The organism is Rhodococcus sp. MEB041 (genome assembly GCF_030208955.1).
Lineage (GTDB): Bacteria > Actinomycetota > Actinomycetes > Mycobacteriales > Mycobacteriaceae > Rhodococcoides.
The window spans coordinates 447,798-463,650 of record NZ_JARVSZ010000002.1; the positions used below are offsets into that span (position 1 = coordinate 447,798).

15 protein-coding genes are annotated in these 15,853 nt (G+C 69.1%); 3 read left to right on the top strand and 12 right to left on the bottom strand.

Annotated features, from left to right (window positions below):
• Positions 1-92 precede the first annotated feature (92 nt).
• The 4 genes from pspM to pgsA all read right to left on the bottom strand — a co-directional run bounded on the left by pspM (position 93) and on the right by pgsA (position 3,050).
• On the bottom strand, positions 93-932 hold the full coding sequence (gene pspM / locus QRN16_RS06090) for a phage shock envelope stress response protein PspM (protein ID WP_285185072.1): 840 nt from the start codon (positions 930-932) through the stop codon (positions 93-95).
• A 31-nt stretch (positions 933-963) separates the two neighbouring features.
• A complete protein-coding gene (gene pspA, locus QRN16_RS06095; protein WP_027505120.1) occupies positions 964-1,782 on the bottom strand; it encodes a phage shock protein PspA in 819 nt (272 codons plus the stop codon).
• 161 nt (positions 1,783-1,943) lie between these two features.
• Positions 1,944-2,294 carry a helix-turn-helix domain-containing protein gene (locus tag QRN16_RS06100; RefSeq protein ID WP_027505119.1) on the bottom strand — a complete coding sequence of 117 codons (351 nt, stop codon included), beginning with the start codon at positions 2,292-2,294 and terminating at the stop codon, positions 1,944-1,946.
• Between the two features lie 201 nt (positions 2,295-2,495).
• Positions 2,496-3,050, bottom strand: coding sequence for a CDP-diacylglycerol--glycerol-3-phosphate 3-phosphatidyltransferase (gene pgsA, locus QRN16_RS06105; RefSeq protein ID WP_027505118.1), 555 nt, complete (start codon positions 3,048-3,050; stop codon positions 2,496-2,498).
• A 284-nt stretch (positions 3,051-3,334) separates the two neighbouring features.
• Here pgsA and QRN16_RS06110 point away from each other — a divergent pair, with 284 nt between their 5' ends.
• Both QRN16_RS06110 and QRN16_RS06115 read left to right on the top strand, forming a co-directional pair.
• The gene (locus QRN16_RS06110) at positions 3,335-3,817 is read left to right on the top strand and encodes an amino-acid N-acetyltransferase (protein ID WP_027505117.1); all 483 of its coding nucleotides are present in this window, start codon (positions 3,335-3,337) and stop codon (positions 3,815-3,817) included.
• A gap of 37 nt (positions 3,818-3,854) precedes the next feature.
• Positions 3,855-4,139 (top strand): YciI family protein, encoded by a 285-nt coding sequence (locus tag QRN16_RS06115; RefSeq protein ID WP_285185073.1) that lies wholly within the window; start codon positions 3,855-3,857, stop codon positions 4,137-4,139.
• Positions 4,140-4,215: 76 nt separating this feature from the next.
• Here QRN16_RS06115 and QRN16_RS06120 read toward each other — a convergent pair whose 3' ends face one another.
• From QRN16_RS06120 to QRN16_RS06130, 3 genes are all read right to left on the bottom strand, one after another.
• The gene (locus QRN16_RS06120) at positions 4,216-5,304 is read right to left on the bottom strand and encodes a TerC family protein (RefSeq protein WP_081821174.1); all 1,089 of its coding nucleotides are present in this window, start codon (positions 5,302-5,304) and stop codon (positions 4,216-4,218) included.
• Positions 5,305-5,568: 264 nt separating this feature from the next.
• Positions 5,569-8,286 carry a DNA translocase FtsK gene (locus tag QRN16_RS06125; protein WP_222645316.1) on the bottom strand — a complete coding sequence of 906 codons (2,718 nt, stop codon included), beginning with the start codon at positions 8,284-8,286 and terminating at the stop codon, positions 5,569-5,571.
• Between the two features lie 66 nt (positions 8,287-8,352).
• Positions 8,353-8,982: a TIGR03085 family metal-binding protein gene (locus tag QRN16_RS06130; RefSeq protein WP_056444917.1), complete on the bottom strand. Its 630-nt coding sequence runs from the start codon at positions 8,980-8,982 to the stop codon at positions 8,353-8,355.
• Between the two features lie 36 nt (positions 8,983-9,018).
• On the opposite strand from QRN16_RS06130, the gene QRN16_RS06135 reads away from it, so the two are divergent.
• Complete coding sequence (locus tag QRN16_RS06135; RefSeq protein WP_056444919.1) at positions 9,019-9,792, top strand: sulfite exporter TauE/SafE family protein; 774 nt, start codon at positions 9,019-9,021, stop codon at positions 9,790-9,792.
• 78 nt (positions 9,793-9,870) lie between these two features.
• On the opposite strand, the gene QRN16_RS06140 is transcribed toward QRN16_RS06135, so the two are convergent.
• Genes QRN16_RS06140 through QRN16_RS06160 form a run of 5 tightly spaced genes read right to left on the bottom strand, consistent with a single transcriptional unit; the run spans position 9,871 to position 15,848 of the window.
• Positions 9,871-11,880: a ribonuclease J gene (locus QRN16_RS06140; RefSeq protein WP_285185074.1), complete on the bottom strand. Its 2,010-nt coding sequence runs from the start codon at positions 11,878-11,880 to the stop codon at positions 9,871-9,873.
• Positions 11,880-12,836: a 4-hydroxy-tetrahydrodipicolinate synthase gene (dapA, locus tag QRN16_RS06145; RefSeq protein ID WP_285185075.1), complete on the bottom strand. Its 957-nt coding sequence runs from the start codon at positions 12,834-12,836 to the stop codon at positions 11,880-11,882. Before dapA ends, QRN16_RS06140 begins: the two co-directional genes overlap by 1 nt.
• A 57-nt stretch (positions 12,837-12,893) precedes the next feature.
• Positions 12,894-13,667 carry an FAD-dependent thymidylate synthase gene (thyX, locus tag QRN16_RS06150; protein ID WP_222630876.1) on the bottom strand — a complete coding sequence of 258 codons (774 nt, stop codon included), beginning with the start codon at positions 13,665-13,667 and terminating at the stop codon, positions 12,894-12,896.
• A gap of 26 nt (positions 13,668-13,693) precedes the next feature.
• Complete coding sequence (locus QRN16_RS06155) at positions 13,694-14,935, bottom strand: winged helix-turn-helix domain-containing protein (RefSeq protein WP_285185076.1); 1,242 nt, start codon at positions 14,933-14,935, stop codon at positions 13,694-13,696.
• Entirely contained in the window at positions 14,928-15,848 is a 921-nt protein-coding gene (locus tag QRN16_RS06160; RefSeq protein WP_222649176.1) for a DMT family transporter, read from the bottom strand. The genes QRN16_RS06155 and QRN16_RS06160 overlap by 8 nt, the downstream gene beginning before the upstream one ends.
• Positions 15,849-15,853: the final 5 nt, after the last annotated feature.

Here is a 15,853-nt window from a genome sequence, read left to right on the forward strand (position 1 = left end):
ATCGTCCCGGAGTTCAGGGTGAAGATCGGGGTCGACCCCGAGGACGGTACGTCGATCTCAGGGTCGCGGTCGGGGTGAGACCGTCGCCGAGGTCAGGGCTTCTGCAGGTTCTCGAGGCCGAATGCCCAGCCCTCGAGGCGATCGGACGCGAACTGGAGGGCGTCCCGTCGCGCGTCGAGTGCGGTGAGCGAACCGGAGGAGCCCGGTGCGGTGAGCAACGCAGCCGCGGCGACGAGCCCGTCGAACTGATGCACACCGTCCGTCAACCGGGCCGCGGTGGACCCGATGGACCCGGACAGATGGACCGCTGCAGCCGGACTTCCCAGCGCTGCTCTCTCCATCGCGACGATGTCGTGCGCGACCTCGGTGAGAGCTGCCGACGCGGCCGCGGCGATCCGAGTCGTGTCGTGCACGTCGTCCGCGGCGACCGCCCCGGATCGAGCGAGGATGCCCGTCAGCTCGTGCAGACTGCGTTCGGCGGCCGCGAGACGTTCGATGGGCTCGCGAGCGGCGGAGCCCACCGGAGGCAGAGCACGGCGGACCGGCGCTGCTGCCGGCAGTGGCTGTGCCCGCAGCCGTCGGTAGGCCGCCGCCGCGGCCACGGCGGGCACCGCGAACAACACCGTGGTGCCCGATCCCCCGACGACGATCCAATCGGGTGCCGACGTGGCCGCCACCGTGACGGTGGCGACGCCCATGGACCCGGACGCCGCGCCGAAGAGCGTGGCCCGCCGGCGAGTCCGACGGATCCGCCGTTCGGCCTTCTTCCGCGGGTCGTTCCACGACTTGGCGGCGTCGAGGAACGGCCGCGTGACGTCGACGACACCACGGGCCCGAGCGCGCACCAGGTCAGCAGCGCGCCCCACCTCGGCCGGTGCAGCGGGCCGCTCGTGCCACATCTGCCGTCGGTGCGGGTCGCCGTGTCCGGACATCAACGCTCCGTGAGGGTCTCGTGCAGGCAGATCAGTTGGCCTGAGGAGGCTCGGGGGTCGCCTGCGGGGACGACAGGTTCTTCTGCGTGGACACGCCGTCCGCGGAGGGGCCGGCGGTGAGCGAGTCGCCCGCCATGGAGGCACGGATCTGCTCGAGGCGGCTGTGTCCGGCCATCTGGACGCTCGCCTGCTGGACCTCCATCATGCGGCCCTGCACGGAGTTCTGAGCGAGCTCGGCGGAGCCGAGCGCGTTGGCGTAGCGGCGCTCGATCTTGTCCCGGACGGCGTCGAGGCTGGGCGTATTGCCGGGCGCGGACAGCGTGGAGTCCATCGAGCGGAGCGACTCGCTGACGCGCTCCTGCATCTTGGCCTGCTCGAGCTGGCTGAGCAGCTTGGTGCGCTCGGCGACCTTGGCCTGCAGCGTCATGGCGTTCTGCTCGACGGCCTTCTTGGCCTGGGTGGCGGCCTGGAGCGCCTGGTCGTGCAGAACCTTGAGGTCCTCGACGCTCTGCTCGGCGGTGACCAGCTGGGCCGCGAACGCCTCGGCGGCGTTGGTGTACTGGGTGGCCTTCTCGACGTCAGCAGCCGCATTGGCCTGGTCGGCGAGGGTGACGGCCTGGCGCGCATTGGCGTTCAGCTTCTCCACCTCGTCGAGCTGGCGGCTGAGCTTCATCTCGAGCTGGCGCTGGTTACCGATGACCGACGCGGCCTGCTGCGAGAGCGCCTGGTGCTGACGCTGAGCGTCCTCGATGGCCTGCTGGATCTGGACCTGCGGATCCGCCTTCTCGTCGATCTTGGAGTTGAACAGAGCCATCAGATACTTCCAGCCCTTGACGAAAGGATTGGCCATCGGTTCTTCCTGCCTCCATGTGATCCGCCGCGTACGCGACCCGGCTGGCGACCGTCACCGCCGGTGATGCTGCGCGTGTCCGGGACACGCGGTCTGTCTGTGATCGGTACCCGCCATGATCCCATGTCGAACCACGAATGGTCGGAAACGGGACGCGAAGATCAGGCAGCGGCGAGTGCTCGCGCGGTCGGGGCCGGGATGACCACGCGCGTCTCGTCCGAGATGTGGGCCGCACCGCGCTCGGCGGGAACACCCGTCGACGCGGCCGCACTCGCCATCGTGTCCGTGAGCGATTCGCTCACATCGAACAGAACGTCCGACAGTGGGACGTCGAGGGCATCGCAGATGGCGTTGAGCAGTTCGCTCGACGCCTCCTTGCGGCCACGCTCGACCTCCGAGAGATACCCGAGGCTGACGCGCGCCGTGTTGGAGACCTCGCGCAACGTGCGGCTCTGAGCGACCCGTGTGCGGCGAAGACTGTCGCCCAATGCCTCACGCAAGAGCAGCGCCATGTGGCCCCTCCTTCATCGTGTTCGAACTACGTCGTGGTCGACCGCGGGAACGCCTGTCGGTGCACCGTCGCTCGACCCTCGTCCACCTACAACGCCGGAACGGTCCGATCGGTTCCCGCGACGCGTGTGGACACCCGTCGGAACGGGTGAGAGAACCCTAACCCCCGCCCGCGATCCGCACGCGGCGGAGCACCGGACGGCTCATCGCCCGTCGTGTGGTGTCCGGACCCGCGGCCGCACTGCCTGCACCACGTAGTCGAGGCCTGTGATCACGGTCAGCGCCACGGCCACGATCATCAGCACCATCGCTGCCGGGATCACAGCGTCGGGAAGCGGCAGAACGTAGACCCCGATGGCCACGCTCTGGACGAGGGTCTTGAGCTTGCCGCCGCGTCCCGCGGGGATGACACCGTGCCGCAGGACGGCGAACCGCAGCAGCGTGATGCCGATCTCGCGGGCACCGATGACGAGGGTGATCCACCAGGGCAGGTCCCCCAGCATGGACAGTCCGACCAGGGCCGCCCCGATCAGTGCCTTGTCGGCGATGGGGTCCGCCATCTTGCCGAACTCCGTCACGAGCCCGTGCTTGCGCGCCAGTTGACCGTCGATGCGATCGGTGATCGCCGCGACGACGAAGATCCCGAAGGCCGCGAGCCGCCACCCGGTCTCCTGGCCACCGTCCGCGAACAGTGCCCACAGGAACACCGGGACCAGCGCGATCCGCAGGACGGTCAGGACGTTGGCGATGTTGAGCAGTGGAGCCGGAGTGAGCGGGCCCGAGCCGACGACGGCGTCGGGCGTCGGCGCGGACGCGTCACCGGGGCCACGACCGACGTCGTACTGAGCGCTCACGTCGCCGAGCCCGCTCTCGGGACGTGACGTGAGTTACCGGCGCGGGACACACGGTCACAATATCGGTACGCCCGATGACTACTGTTCACCCCATGACTTCCGACCTCGATCCGGAGACGGACTCCCGGGCGGCGCAGGATCGCGCAGACGTCCGGACCGCGTCCGGGTCCACCACCGAGCGCGTGCGCCTGCGCCGTGCCCGCACCTCCGACATCCCGGAGATCAAGCGACTCATCGACATCTACGCGGGCCGGATCCTGCTCGAGAAGAATCTCGTGACCCTCTACGAGGCGGTCCAGGAGTTCTGGGTCGCCGAGGTCGATGGTGTCGTCGCCGGCTGCGGCGCGCTGCACGTGCTGTGGGCGGATCTCGGCGAGATCCGCACGGTCGCCGTCGATCCGTCGGTCAAGGGTCACGGCGTGGGCCACCTCATCGTGTCCCGGTTGATCGACGTCGCCCGCGAACTGCAGCTCTCCCGCATCTTCGTGCTCACCTTCGAGGTGCCGTTCTTCGCCCGCCACGGGTTCTCCGAGATCGACGGGACCCCGGTCACCGCCGAGGTCTACGCGGAGATGTGTCGCTCGTACGACACCGGTGTCGCCGAGTTCCTCGATCTCAGCTACGTCAAGCCGAACACTCTCGGCAACACCCGCATGCTGCTCACGCTCTAGATCACCCACCACCCGCTCACACCGCAGGAGAACATCGATGGCCCATTTCCTCGTCAACTACACGTACTCGTCGGCCACCGCCGAGGGACGCGACCGCGTCCGCGCCGAGCACCGCGACTGGCTGCGGGATCTCCTCGCTCGCGACATCGTGGTGGTGGCGGGGCCGTACGCGGACGACAGCGGCGCGACCATCATCGTCAAGGGTCAGAGTGCGGACCAGGTGGGCACGCTGTTCGCCGAGGACCCGTTCGCGGTGGAGAAGCTCGTCGACGCCGTGGCGATCCAGGAGTGGAAGCCGGTGATGGGCGTCCTCGCGGAGTGACCCGCCCTCCGGCACCCGCCGGACACACGAACAGCCCGGCACCTCTCGGTGCCGGGCTGTTCTCGTGCGGGACGGATCAGCGCGAGTCGCGCTCGGTGTCCGTGACGCCGGTCGACGTGGTACCGGTCGAGGCGGCCGTGGTGTCGTCGCCGAGGACCGGGCTTCCGGTCTCGCCGTCCTTCACCGCGGGCTTCGCGTCGCCGCGGGTCTTGAGCAGGCTGGCCACGGTGGTGACGATCAGGATGCCCATGATGACACTGAGCGACACTCCGGTGCTGATCTCGGGGACCGACAGGTTCTCGCCGCCGTTGATGAAGCCGAGCTCGTTCTCGTGGAGCGCGTGGAGGACGAGCTTGACGCCGATGAACGCCAGTACCAGGGACAGGCCGTAGGACAGGTAGACCAGGCGATCGAGCAGTCCGCCGATCAGGAAGTACAACTGGCGCAGACCCATGAGGGCGAAAGCGTTGGCCGTGAAGACGATGTACGGCTCGGTGGTGAGACCGTAGATCGCCGGGATCGAGTCCAACGCGAACAGGATGTCGGTGAAACCGATGACGACCAGGGCCAGCAGCATCGGGGTGACCACGCGCTTGCCGTCGATCTTCACCGTCAGACGATCACCGTGGTACTCGTCCGTGGTGGGGAGGATCTTCTTGGCGAACTTCATGATCTTGGTGTCCTGCTGGACCTCGTTCTCCTCTTCTTCCCCGGCCTCCTTGATGAGCTTGTAGGCCGTGTAGATGAGGAACGCACCGAAGAGGTAGAAGACCCAGCTGAAGTTGTTGATGGCCGCGGCACCGAGGGCGATGAAGCCACCGCGCATCACGAGCGCCATCACGATGCCGATGAGCAGCACCTTCTGCTGGTACTGACGCGGTACGGCGAACGTCGTCATGATGATGAGGAAGACGAACAGGTTGTCGACGCTGAGCGCCTTCTCGGTGACGTACCCGGCGAAGTACTCACCGCCGTAGGTCGCGCCGTACTGCCAGAACACGATTCCGCCGAAGATGATGGCGATCGTGATGTAGACGACGGACCACGTCGCCGATTCCTTGAAGGTCGGCTCGTGGGGGGTCTTCACGTGAGCGAAGAAGTCGAAGACGAAGAGTCCCAGGATCACCACGATGGTGACGATCCAGACTGTGGACGAGACATTCATGTGAGCAACTACCTCCGGTAGTCCATGGGTGGGCTCCGGAGGTCTCTCCCACAGAACCAGTGATGATGTCTCGTGTGACCACTGTGTCTGCCGATGACCCGGATCGAGGCAGGGCTCGATCGTGCTGACGGGTCCTTCGCAAGCTGGGGATACTCCCCTCCTGAGAACAACCATGCCACAGCCCCGGCCGCATGGAGGCACGCGAAGGGTAATGCACAGGTAAAACTCAGCTAGCGTGAGAGTCAATTCACAACGGGGCCACCGTCACTCGTCCGGATTGTCCGACTCTCCCGGATCCCCGCCCTTGATCGACCACAGCAGCCCGTCCAACTCGTCGGGCTTGACCAGGACGTCGCGGGCCTTCGATCCCTCGCTCGGGCCGACCACGCCGCGCGTCTCCATCAGATCCATGAGCCTGCCGGCCTTGGCGAAGCCGACGCGCAACTTGCGCTGCAGCATGGACGTCGAGCCGAACTGACTCGTCACGACGAGTTCGACGGCTTGGAGCAGCACGTCGAGATCGTCGCCGATGTCGGCGTCGACGTCCTTCTTCTCCGCGGCCTTCTGCGCGGTGACGCCCTCCTGGTACTCCGGCTCCGCCTGGTTCTTGGCGAAGTCGACGACCGCGGTGATCTCCTCGTCGGTGATGAAGGCGCCCTGTAGACGGGTGGGCTTGCCCGCGCCCATCGGCAGGAACAGGGCGTCGCCCATACCGATGAGCTTCTCCGCACCCTGCTGATCCAGGATGACGCGGGAGTCGGTCAGCGACGACGTGGCGAACGCGAGCCTGGACGGGACGTTGGTCTTGATCAGGCCCGTGACGACGTCGACGGACGGGCGCTGGGTCGCGAGCACGAGGTGGATGCCGGCCGCGCGCGCCTTCTGCGTGATGCGGACGATCGCCTCCTCCACGTCCCGCGGCGCGGTCATCATCAGGTCCGCGAGCTCGTCGACGATCGCGAGGATGTACGGGTAGGGCTTGTAGACGCGCTCGCTGCCGAGCGGTGCGGTGATCTCGCCCGACTTCACCTTCTTGTTGAAGTCGTCGACGTGGCGCACCCTGTTTGCCTGCATGTCCTGGTAGCGCTGCTCCATCTCCTCGACCAGCCAGGCGAGGGCCGCGGCAGCCTTTTTCGGCTGCGTGATGATCGGCGTGATGAGGTGCGGGATCCCCTCGTACGGGGTCAGCTCGACCATCTTGGGGTCGATGAGGATCATCCGGACCTCCTCCGGCGTCGCCCGCGCGAGCAACGACACCAGCATGGAGTTGACGAAGCTCGACTTGCCCGAGCCGGTGGAGCCCGCCACCAGGAGGTGCGGCATCTTCGCGAGGTTGGCGCTGACGAAGTCGCCCTCGATGTCCTTGCCGAGGCCGATGACCAGAGGATGGTGATCCTTGCGGGTCGAGGGCGCCGTCAGCACGTCGGCCAGGCGGACCATCTCTCGGTCGGAGTTGGGCACCTCGATGCCCACCGCCGACTTGCCGGGGATGGGGGCCAGCAGACGCACGTTGTCGGTGGCCACCGCGTACGCGATGTTGCGGGCGAGCGCCGTGATCTTCTCGACCTTGACGCCCGGTCCGAGCTCGACCTCGTAGCGCGTGACCGTCGGTCCGCGGGTGAAGCCGGTGACGGCGGCGTCGATCTTGAACTGCTCGAGGACCTCGGAGATCGCCTCGATCATCGCGTCGTTCGCCTGGCTGCGCGTCTTCGGCGGGTCGCCGTCGATCAGCAGGGACAGCGAGGGCAGGACGTAGTCGCCGTCGACGACGCGGTCCACGACGAGTTTGTCGTCCTCCTTCGGCTTCGGCGGAGTCGCCGCGACGACCGGAGTGGGCTTCGGCTTCGGCGTCGGCTCGACCGCCGGTTCCTTCGCACGCGTGCGGACGGGCGGCGGCACCGGCACGTACTCGGTGGGAGCGTCGTCCACCGGTGCCGACTCCTCCACCGGGTACGCGTCGGTCGGCGCGGACGATCGGCGGCGGCGCGACCTCGCCGGCTTCTCGTCGACCGGGTAGCCGTCGGCGTCGAACAGGGCCGGGTCGTACTCGTCGTACGAGGAGCCGTAGCCCGCGGAGTCGTACCCGTTCGGTGCGAAGTCACCGAGGTGCGACTCCTCCTCCCAGTCCTCGTAGTCGCTGTACTCGTCGCCGCGGTTCGCCGTACCGAACAGGGTCCGCAGACGCGCGGGGATGTCGCGCACGGTCGTCCCGGTGAGGAGAAGGACGCCGAACAGGACCGCGAGCAGGAGCAGCGGCACGGCGAGCCAGACGGTGACCCCGCTGCTGAGCGGACCGCCGACGACGAAGCCGACGAAGCCGCCGCCGGACGCACGCCCGGCCAGGTCGTCCGGTGATCCGGAACCCAGATGCCAGAGTCCGAGCATCGGCAGGCCGACGAGCAGAGACCCGAGGACGAGCCGGGGGCGGTCGTCGGGAGCGGGTTCGGTCCGCATCAGGGCTACGGCGACGCCGATGCCGAGCAGCGGCAGCAGGATGGCCGCGCTGCCGACGACGGCGCGCAGCCCGATCTCGATCCACTCCCCGACCGGGCCACCGGCCGAGAACCAGAGACCGGCGGCGACGACCACGCTGACCGCGAGACACCCGAGGGCGATGCCGTCGCGGCGGTGGCCGTGTTCGATGTCGGCGGCCTTGCCGACGGTGCGAGTGGTGGCACCGAGTCCGCGCGCGGCGAGGCCCCACCCCTTGCCGATGCCGCGACCCACGGAGTTCAGGGCCGCGCGACCGGGCGAGATCGTGCGCTTGGGGGCGCTGCGAGGTCGGGCTCCGGACGACGACCGTGCGGTACCGGACGAGCGAGTCGCCGGGGTGCGCCCGGTGGACGACCGGGGGGCGGTGGGCTTGCGCGGCGTCGTGACCGTCCGCCCGCGTCCGGTGGAGGCACCACTCGTGCCGGTGCCTGCCTTGCTCGATCCGGCCGCGCCGGATCGGGACGCGCGCGTACTCGTCTTGCCTGCCATACCCGTCAGGCTAGTCGGTCGACCCCATCCGGACCATCCGCAACACCAGTAACAGCTCGACCGCTGTCACACGCCGCGGTCGAGGCCCTTCACCGCGGCGACGTCCGCTTGGTCGCCGTCGAACTCCAGCACCACCGCATCGCGGCCGAACGCGTGCAGCACCAGCTCCGACGGCTCCCCGCGCAGCGCCACCCGGCGCGAGGCCGACTTCTTCCCGAACGTGCGCCGACGACCGTCCGGGGTCTCCACGTCCACGGCCACGGGGGCTCCCCTGTAGGCGACACGGCCGAGCAGACCCAGCAGACCCCACAGGGCGGTCTGCATCTCGGCGCTCAGTTCTCGCGGAGTCGGTGCGGATCCGTCGGCCCGCCGGACGTCCTCGTGGTGGACGAACATCTCCCCGAGGTTGATCTGCGCGTCGAGGAGCTTGTACGGCGACCACACCGGAGGTCCCGTGCGCACGTCGTCGACGAGGCCCACCCACTCCCCCGCGGCGACCGAGTCCTGCACGCGGCGCGTGTACCCCGCCAGCGGCGGCAGGAAGATGCCCGGAGCCGCATCGAGGCGGCGTTCGCGGATCACCAGATGCGCCGCGAGATCCCGGACGGTCCAGTCACCGCAGAGGGTGGGAGCGTCCGGACCGACCTTCGCCATCGTGTCGGCCAGTTCCAGACGTTCGTCGTGCGCAAGGCTCATGACACACGAATCTAGCCGTGTCGTACGGTCGCCGGTGTGCCCGTCTCCGAAATAGTCCTCGTGCTGCTCGCGGGGTTCGCCGCCGGTGGCATCAACGCCGTCGTCGGGTCAGGAACGCTCATCACGTTCCCCACTCTCATAGCCTTCGGTTACCCACCCGTCACGGCGACCATGAGCAATGCGATCGGACTGGTGGCAGGCAGCGCCTCCGGCGCATGGGGCTACCGACGCGAACTACGCGGCCAGTGGTCGCGGTTGCGCTGGCAGCTCCCCGGATCGCTGCTCGGCGGCGTGCTCGGTGCCTGGCTCCTGCAGCACCTGCCCGAGAAGACCTTCACCGCCGTGGTTCCGGTGCTGCTGATCCTGGCGCTGGTCCTGGTGGTCACCGGCCCCCGCATCCAGGCCTGGGCCCAGAAGCGCTCCGAGCCGGACACCGCCGCCGGGATCGGCCGCGGACGCTTCGTGCTGCTGGTGATCGGGACGTTCGCCGTGGGTGTCTACGGCGGCTACTTCACCGCGGCCCAGGGCATTCTGCTGATGGGCGTCATGGGAGCGTTGCTGCCGGAGAACATCCAGCGCATGAACGCGGCCAAGAATCTGTTGTCGCTCGTGGTCAACGTCGTGGCGGCGGCATCGTTCATCATCTTCGCCTTCGACCGGATCAGTTGGGCGGCAGCCGGTCTCATCGCCGTCAGCTCCCTGATCGGCGGCGCGGTGGGAGCACGGTACGGCCGGCGTCTGTCACCGCGGGTGCTGCGTGCCTGCATCGTCCTGCTGGGCCTCGTCGGTCTGTACAACCTGCTCGCCTAGCGGGCCGACGACGGGGCGAGAGACACGACAGGCCGGCGCCGGGGTGTCCCCGGGGCCGGCCTGTCGAGTGCGACCGTGTCAGCTCGGCGTGACCTCGAGCACGGTCGGCACGATCATCGGCTTGCGGCGGTACTTGTCCGCCACCCAGCGACCGACGATGCGGCGGACGGACTGCGCGATGCGGTGCGTGTCCCGCACACCCTCGCCGGCGAGACGCACCAACTCCGCCTCGACCAGCTGCGCCGCTTCCTTCAGTGCCGCGGGATCGTCGGAGAAGCCGCGACCCGAGACCTCGGGAGTGCCGACGGACTTGCCGGTGGTGGTGTCCACGGCCATGGTGATGGCGATGAAGCCGCCCTCACCGAGGACGAGGCGGTCGGACAACGTCGAGTCGCCCACGTCGCCGACGGACAGGCCGTCGACGTACACGTGGCCCACCGGCACCTGGCCGACGATCTCGGCGAGGCCGTCGACCATGTCCACGACGACGCCGTCCTCGGCCAGCACCACGCGCTCCTCCGGCACACCCGTCGACACCGCGAGAGCGGCATTGGCGCGCAGGTGCCGCCACTCGCCGTGCACGGGCATCGCGTTGGTGGGACGGACCGCGTTGTAGAGGTACAGCAGCTCGCCGGCCGACGCGTGGCCGGAGACGTGCACCTTGGCGCTCTGCTGCGTGACCACCTTGGCGCCACGCTTCGCGAGCCCGTTGACGACGGCGAACACGGAGTTCTCGTTGCCGGGGATCAGCGACGACGCGAGGACGACCAGGTCGTCGGCACGGATGTTGATCTGACGATGCTCACCCCGCGCCATCCGGGACAGCGCGGAGAGCGGCTCGCCCTGCGAGCCGGTGGAGACCAGGACCAGCTTGTCGTCCGCGAGCTTCGTCGCGGTGTCCATGTCGACCTCGACACCCGAGGGCACCGTCAGGTACCCGAGCTCCTGGGCGATGGCCATGTTGCGCACCATCGACCGCCCGACGAAGGCGACCTTGCGGTTGTAGCGGTGTGCGACGTCGATGACCTGCTGGATGCGGTGCACGTGGCTCGCGAACGACGCGACGATCACGCGGTTCCTGGCCTTGCCGATGACCGTGTCCAGGACACCGCCGATCTCACGCTCGGGCGTGACGAATCCGGGCACCTCGGCGTTGGTGGAGTCCACCAGGAAGAGGTCGACACCCTCGTCGCCGAGTCGCGAGAACCCGCCGAGATCGGTCAAGCGGCCGTCGAGCGGCAGCTGGTCGAGCTTGATGTCGCCGGTGTGCAGCGCGACACCGGCATCGGTACGGATGGCGACGGCGAGCGCGTCGGGGATCGAGTGGTTGACCGCGAAGTACTCGAGCTCGAACGGTCCATGGTTCGTGCTCTCGCCCTCGCGCACCTCGACGAGCTTCGGCTTCTGGCGGTGCTCACGGCACTTCGCCGCCAGCAGCGCCAACGTGAACTTGGAGCCGATGACCGGGATGTCCGGGCGCAGGCGCAGCAGGAACGGCACGGCACCGATGTGGTCCTCGTGACCGTGGGTGAGCACCAGGGCGACCACGTCGTCCATCCGGTTCTCGATGTGACGGAAGTCCGGGAGGATCAGGTCGACACCGGGCTGTGCGTCCTCGGGGAAGAGCACACCGCAGTCGACGATGAGCAGCTTGCCCTTGTGCTCGAAGACCGTCATGTTGCGGCCGATCTCGCCGATGCCGCCGAGGGCGACGACGCGGAGACCGTTCTTCGGTGCCTTGGGCGGCGCTCCGAGTCGCTGCGTCTTGTCCACGACCGTGCGCGCATCGGGTCGCTGGATGGCAGCGGAGTTCTGCGGGGTGCGCGCGGGACGCGACCGAGGACCGCGGCCCCCACCCGAGCCCGAGTTGCCGTTCGACGATCGCGAGCCGCCCGACTGGCGGTCGCGGCCGGTCGGCGCGTCCTTCACGGGAGCGGCTTTCGCCGGCGCCTGCGCCGCGGGGGCGTCCTGCACGGGCGCGGCCTCGGCCTTCGGTGCGGGAGGAGCGGGCTGCTGTTCCTGCGGAGGAAGTTCCGCGGGCGGTCCGGCACTACGGGTGGCACTGCGCCGCCTGGGCGGTCGAGTCATCAAAGAACTCCTGCACGGTGAAGATCGGCTGCCAGAGCATCGATCTGATCGGTGGACGGTGGAACTTGCGGCAGACGGGGCTCCCCCACGTCGATGCCGAGAAGACGAAGGCCCGCCTTGGAGCCCGTGACGCCGCCGAGTCGGGCGAACGACCGCACGATCGGGAGCAGACCGACGTTGATGGCCTGCGCTGCGGCGATGTCGCCCGCGGCCCAGGCGGAGTGGAGATCCCGGAGCTTGCCGGGCACGAGGTGCCCGATGACGCTGACGAAGCCGACGGCCCCGACGGACAGCCAGGGCAGGTTGAGCGGGTCGTCGCCCGAGAAGTACTCGAGACCGGTCGAGGCGATGAGTTCGGCTCCCGCGGCGAGGTCGCCCTTCGCGTCCTTCACGGCGAGGATGCGCGGATGATCGGCGAGGCGACGCAACGTCTCCGTCTCGATCGGCACCACCGAGCGGGGCGGGATGTCGTACAGCATGACGGGCAGATCGGTCGCGTCGGCCACGGCGACGAAGTGGGCGTACAGGCCGGCCTGCGGCGGGCGCGAGTAGTACGGGGTGACGACGAGCAGTCCGTGTGCCCCGGCGTCGGCGGCGGCACGAGCGAGTTCGATGCTGTGCGCGGTGTCGTTGGTACCGGCGCCGGCGACGATGCGAGCGCGATCTCCGACGGCAGCGACCACGGCGCGCAGCAGGTCGGCCTTCTCGCGATCCGTCGTGGTCGGCGACTCGCCCGTCGTTCCCGAGATCACGAGGCTGTCGCACCCGCTCGAGACCAGATGCGCGGCCAGTGCGACGGAGGCGTCGATGTCGAGAGCACCGTCCGGAGTGAACGGTGTCACCATCGCGACGGAGACGGCACCGAACGGCGAGGGCGTGCTGCTCGTCTGCACTCGTGCCGCAGTGTCGACAGTCCCCGCAGCGTCGACAGTCCTCGCGGTGTCACCGATGGTCATGGTCAGGAAGGTTACCCGGTCCCCGTCCGGCCGCCGGACCCCCACGACCCGCGCCGCCTATTCCCCCGCGTACGAACTCCTGGCGACTTCCGTTCCGTCGGCCAGTGTCTCGATCTCGAAGTCGGCGAAGACGTCGGGTGCGACCTCGACGAGGCGCCGCAGGCAGGCCACCGCGAGCCGTCGGATCTCGAGATCCGCGTGCTCGGAGGCCCGCATGGTGACGAAATGCCGCCACGACCGGTAGTTCCCGGTCATCACCAGGCGCGTCTCCACGGCGTTCGGGAGCACCGAGCGCGCGGCCTGCCGCGCCTGCTTCCCGGCGACGACCGCAGGCGAGTCCGCACCGGTCTCCGCTTCGAGTGCGGACAGCAACGCGTCGTACGCGGCACGGGACGAGTCGGTCGCATTCTGGAACAACTCACGCAACGTCGCGTCGGACTCGAGAGCTGGAGGCACGACCATCAGCGCGTCGCGTTCGGACACCGAACGCTGGGAGAGCTGAGAGAAGGAGAAGTGGCGGTGCCGGATCAACTCGTGACTGCAGGATCGTGAGATGCCGGTGATGTAGAAACTCGCGGACGCGTGCTCGAACACCGACCAGTTCCCCACGGCCAGTAGATGGTTGAGATACCCGGCGTTGGTCGCGGTGCGCGGATTGGGCTTCGACCAGCTCTGGTAGCAGGCCCGGCCGGCGAACTCGACCAACGCCTGACCGCCGTCGGCGTCGGTCTCCCACGGCACCTCCGACGGAGGGGTGAAGGACGTCGCGGCCACGAGCTGAACGGACAACGGGGCACCGGCTCGATGCTCTGACACTGGACGCTGGGACATTCGACACAGACTATGGGGTGGCGGAGTCATCGAGAGACGGCGCGTACCTCGCGGCCCAGGTCGGCCGCGAGATCACCACGGTCACCGACCACGACGTCGGCCACGTCCAGCCATCGCGCCATCTCCGTCACCGACGCGGCCAGCGCCGCCGCCACCTCGCCACGGCGGCCGCGGGCGTCGACGGAGGGCTCGGTGAACGCACCGGGCACCGTGAGCACTCCGGCGGAGCGATCGACCCGGATGTCGACGCGGGCCACGAGCTCGTCGTGCAGCAGGAACGGGAAGACGTAGTACCCGTACGTCCGCTTCGGCTCGGGCGTGTAGATCTCGATGCGGTAGTGGAAGTCGAAGAGACGCTCGGTGCGCGGACGCCCGAAGATCAGCGGGTCGAACGGGCACAGCAGTGCGGCCGCCTCGACCGACCGCGGTACCCGGGTGTCTCGATGCAGGAAGGCCTGATCCCGCCACCCGGTCACGGTCACGGGCACCAGCACGCCCGCGTCCACCAGGTCGGCCACGGCCCGAGTGGTCTGGGCCGCCGACAGCCGGTAGTGATCGCGCAGGTCGGCCGCCGTGGCGACCCCCATCGCCTCGGCCGACTTCTCGACGAGCTGACGCACCGCGTCCACCTCGTCCACCCGTCGCGACACGACGTCCGGGGGCAGCACGCGCTCGGCGAGGTCGTACAGCCTCGTGAACCGTTCCCGCCGCGGTACCGACAACACGCCGCCGGCGAAGAGCTGTTCGCACACCACCTTGACGTCACTGTGGTCCCACCACGGCCCCTTGGGGCCGGGTCTCCGGCGATCCAACAGAACTTCGAGCTCTCGCGCGGTGACGGGCCCCTGGTCGCGGATCGCGTCGAGCACGTCCTCCACCAGTCCGGGACTGCGCGCAGCGACCCTCGCGGCGCCGCCCCACCGACCGTGCTCGTACTGATCCATCCGCCACCGCATCAGCGGCCAGTCGGCGACGGGCAGGAATGCCGCCTCGTGCGCCCAGTACTCGACGAGCAGGCGCGGCGATCGCGCCGTGTCGGTCCACGCCGCATCGTCCAGCGCCTGACGGTCGTAGGGGCCGACACGACTGAACACCGGCGCGTAGTGCGCCCGCACCGCCGCGGACACCGAATCGATCTGCAGCAACTTCGTCGAGCGCACCACACCCGCCACCGCGCGCCTGCCGGAGACCGCACCGGACCGCGCTCGACCGAAGCCCTGGGCCGCGACGGCCGTGCGACGCGCTGCCGCCGCGGACAGCTCACGCATGGGCACCGCCCGCGTTCGTCCGGGCGTGGGTCACTCCGGCGTCGACGACGGACACCAGGAGCAGCACCGCACCGACGGCGCCCACCGCCGTGAGTCGTTCGTCCAGCAGGATCACTGCCAGGACGGTACCGGTGAGAGGTTCGAGGAGTGCGACGACCGCCGCCGTCGACGCCGCCGCGGTCCGCAGTCCGCGGAAGTACGCGCTGTAGGCCACAGCCGTCGGGACGAGGGCGAAGCTGAGCACGAGGAGAATGCTCGTCACCGACACGACCGGGAGCAGCGCCGTGCGGTCCGTGGCTGTCGCTGCCACCGCGAGCAGCGCCCCGCCCAGCACGAACGACCATCCGGTGACGACGGTGTCGTCGCCCTGCGCGGCATGTCGACGACCGACGAGGGTCATCGTCGCGAACGCACTGCCCGACACCACCGCCAGAGCGCCGCCCACGACGGTGGACCGCAGATCGCCGTCGGCCGGGGAACCGACGAGCAGCCCGAGCCCCGCGACACCGACGACGACGGTCCGCACGACGGCACCCGCCGGGCGGCGACGTGCCGTCAGCGACTCCACGAGGACGACCACCACGGGAGCCGACCCGATGGTCACCAGGGTCGCGGCCGCCACGCCCGCCGTGATGGTGGCCGCGAAGTAGGCACCCTGGAAGACCGCGGCGAGTGTTCCGATGACGGCGATGCGACGCCACACAGGTCGGCCGCGCGGCAGGACGCCCCCGGTCGCGGCCACGACCGCGAGGAGCATCAGCCCGCCGAGGCCGAGCCGGTACGCGGCGACCGCGGTGGACGGGAGGTCCGCGGAGCGACCCAGCGCGGTTCCGAGAACACCGCCGGTCCCCCACAGCACGGCGGCGACGACGAGCAACGCCACACCTGATCGCGGCGCACTCGTGTGCGGCACCGGCA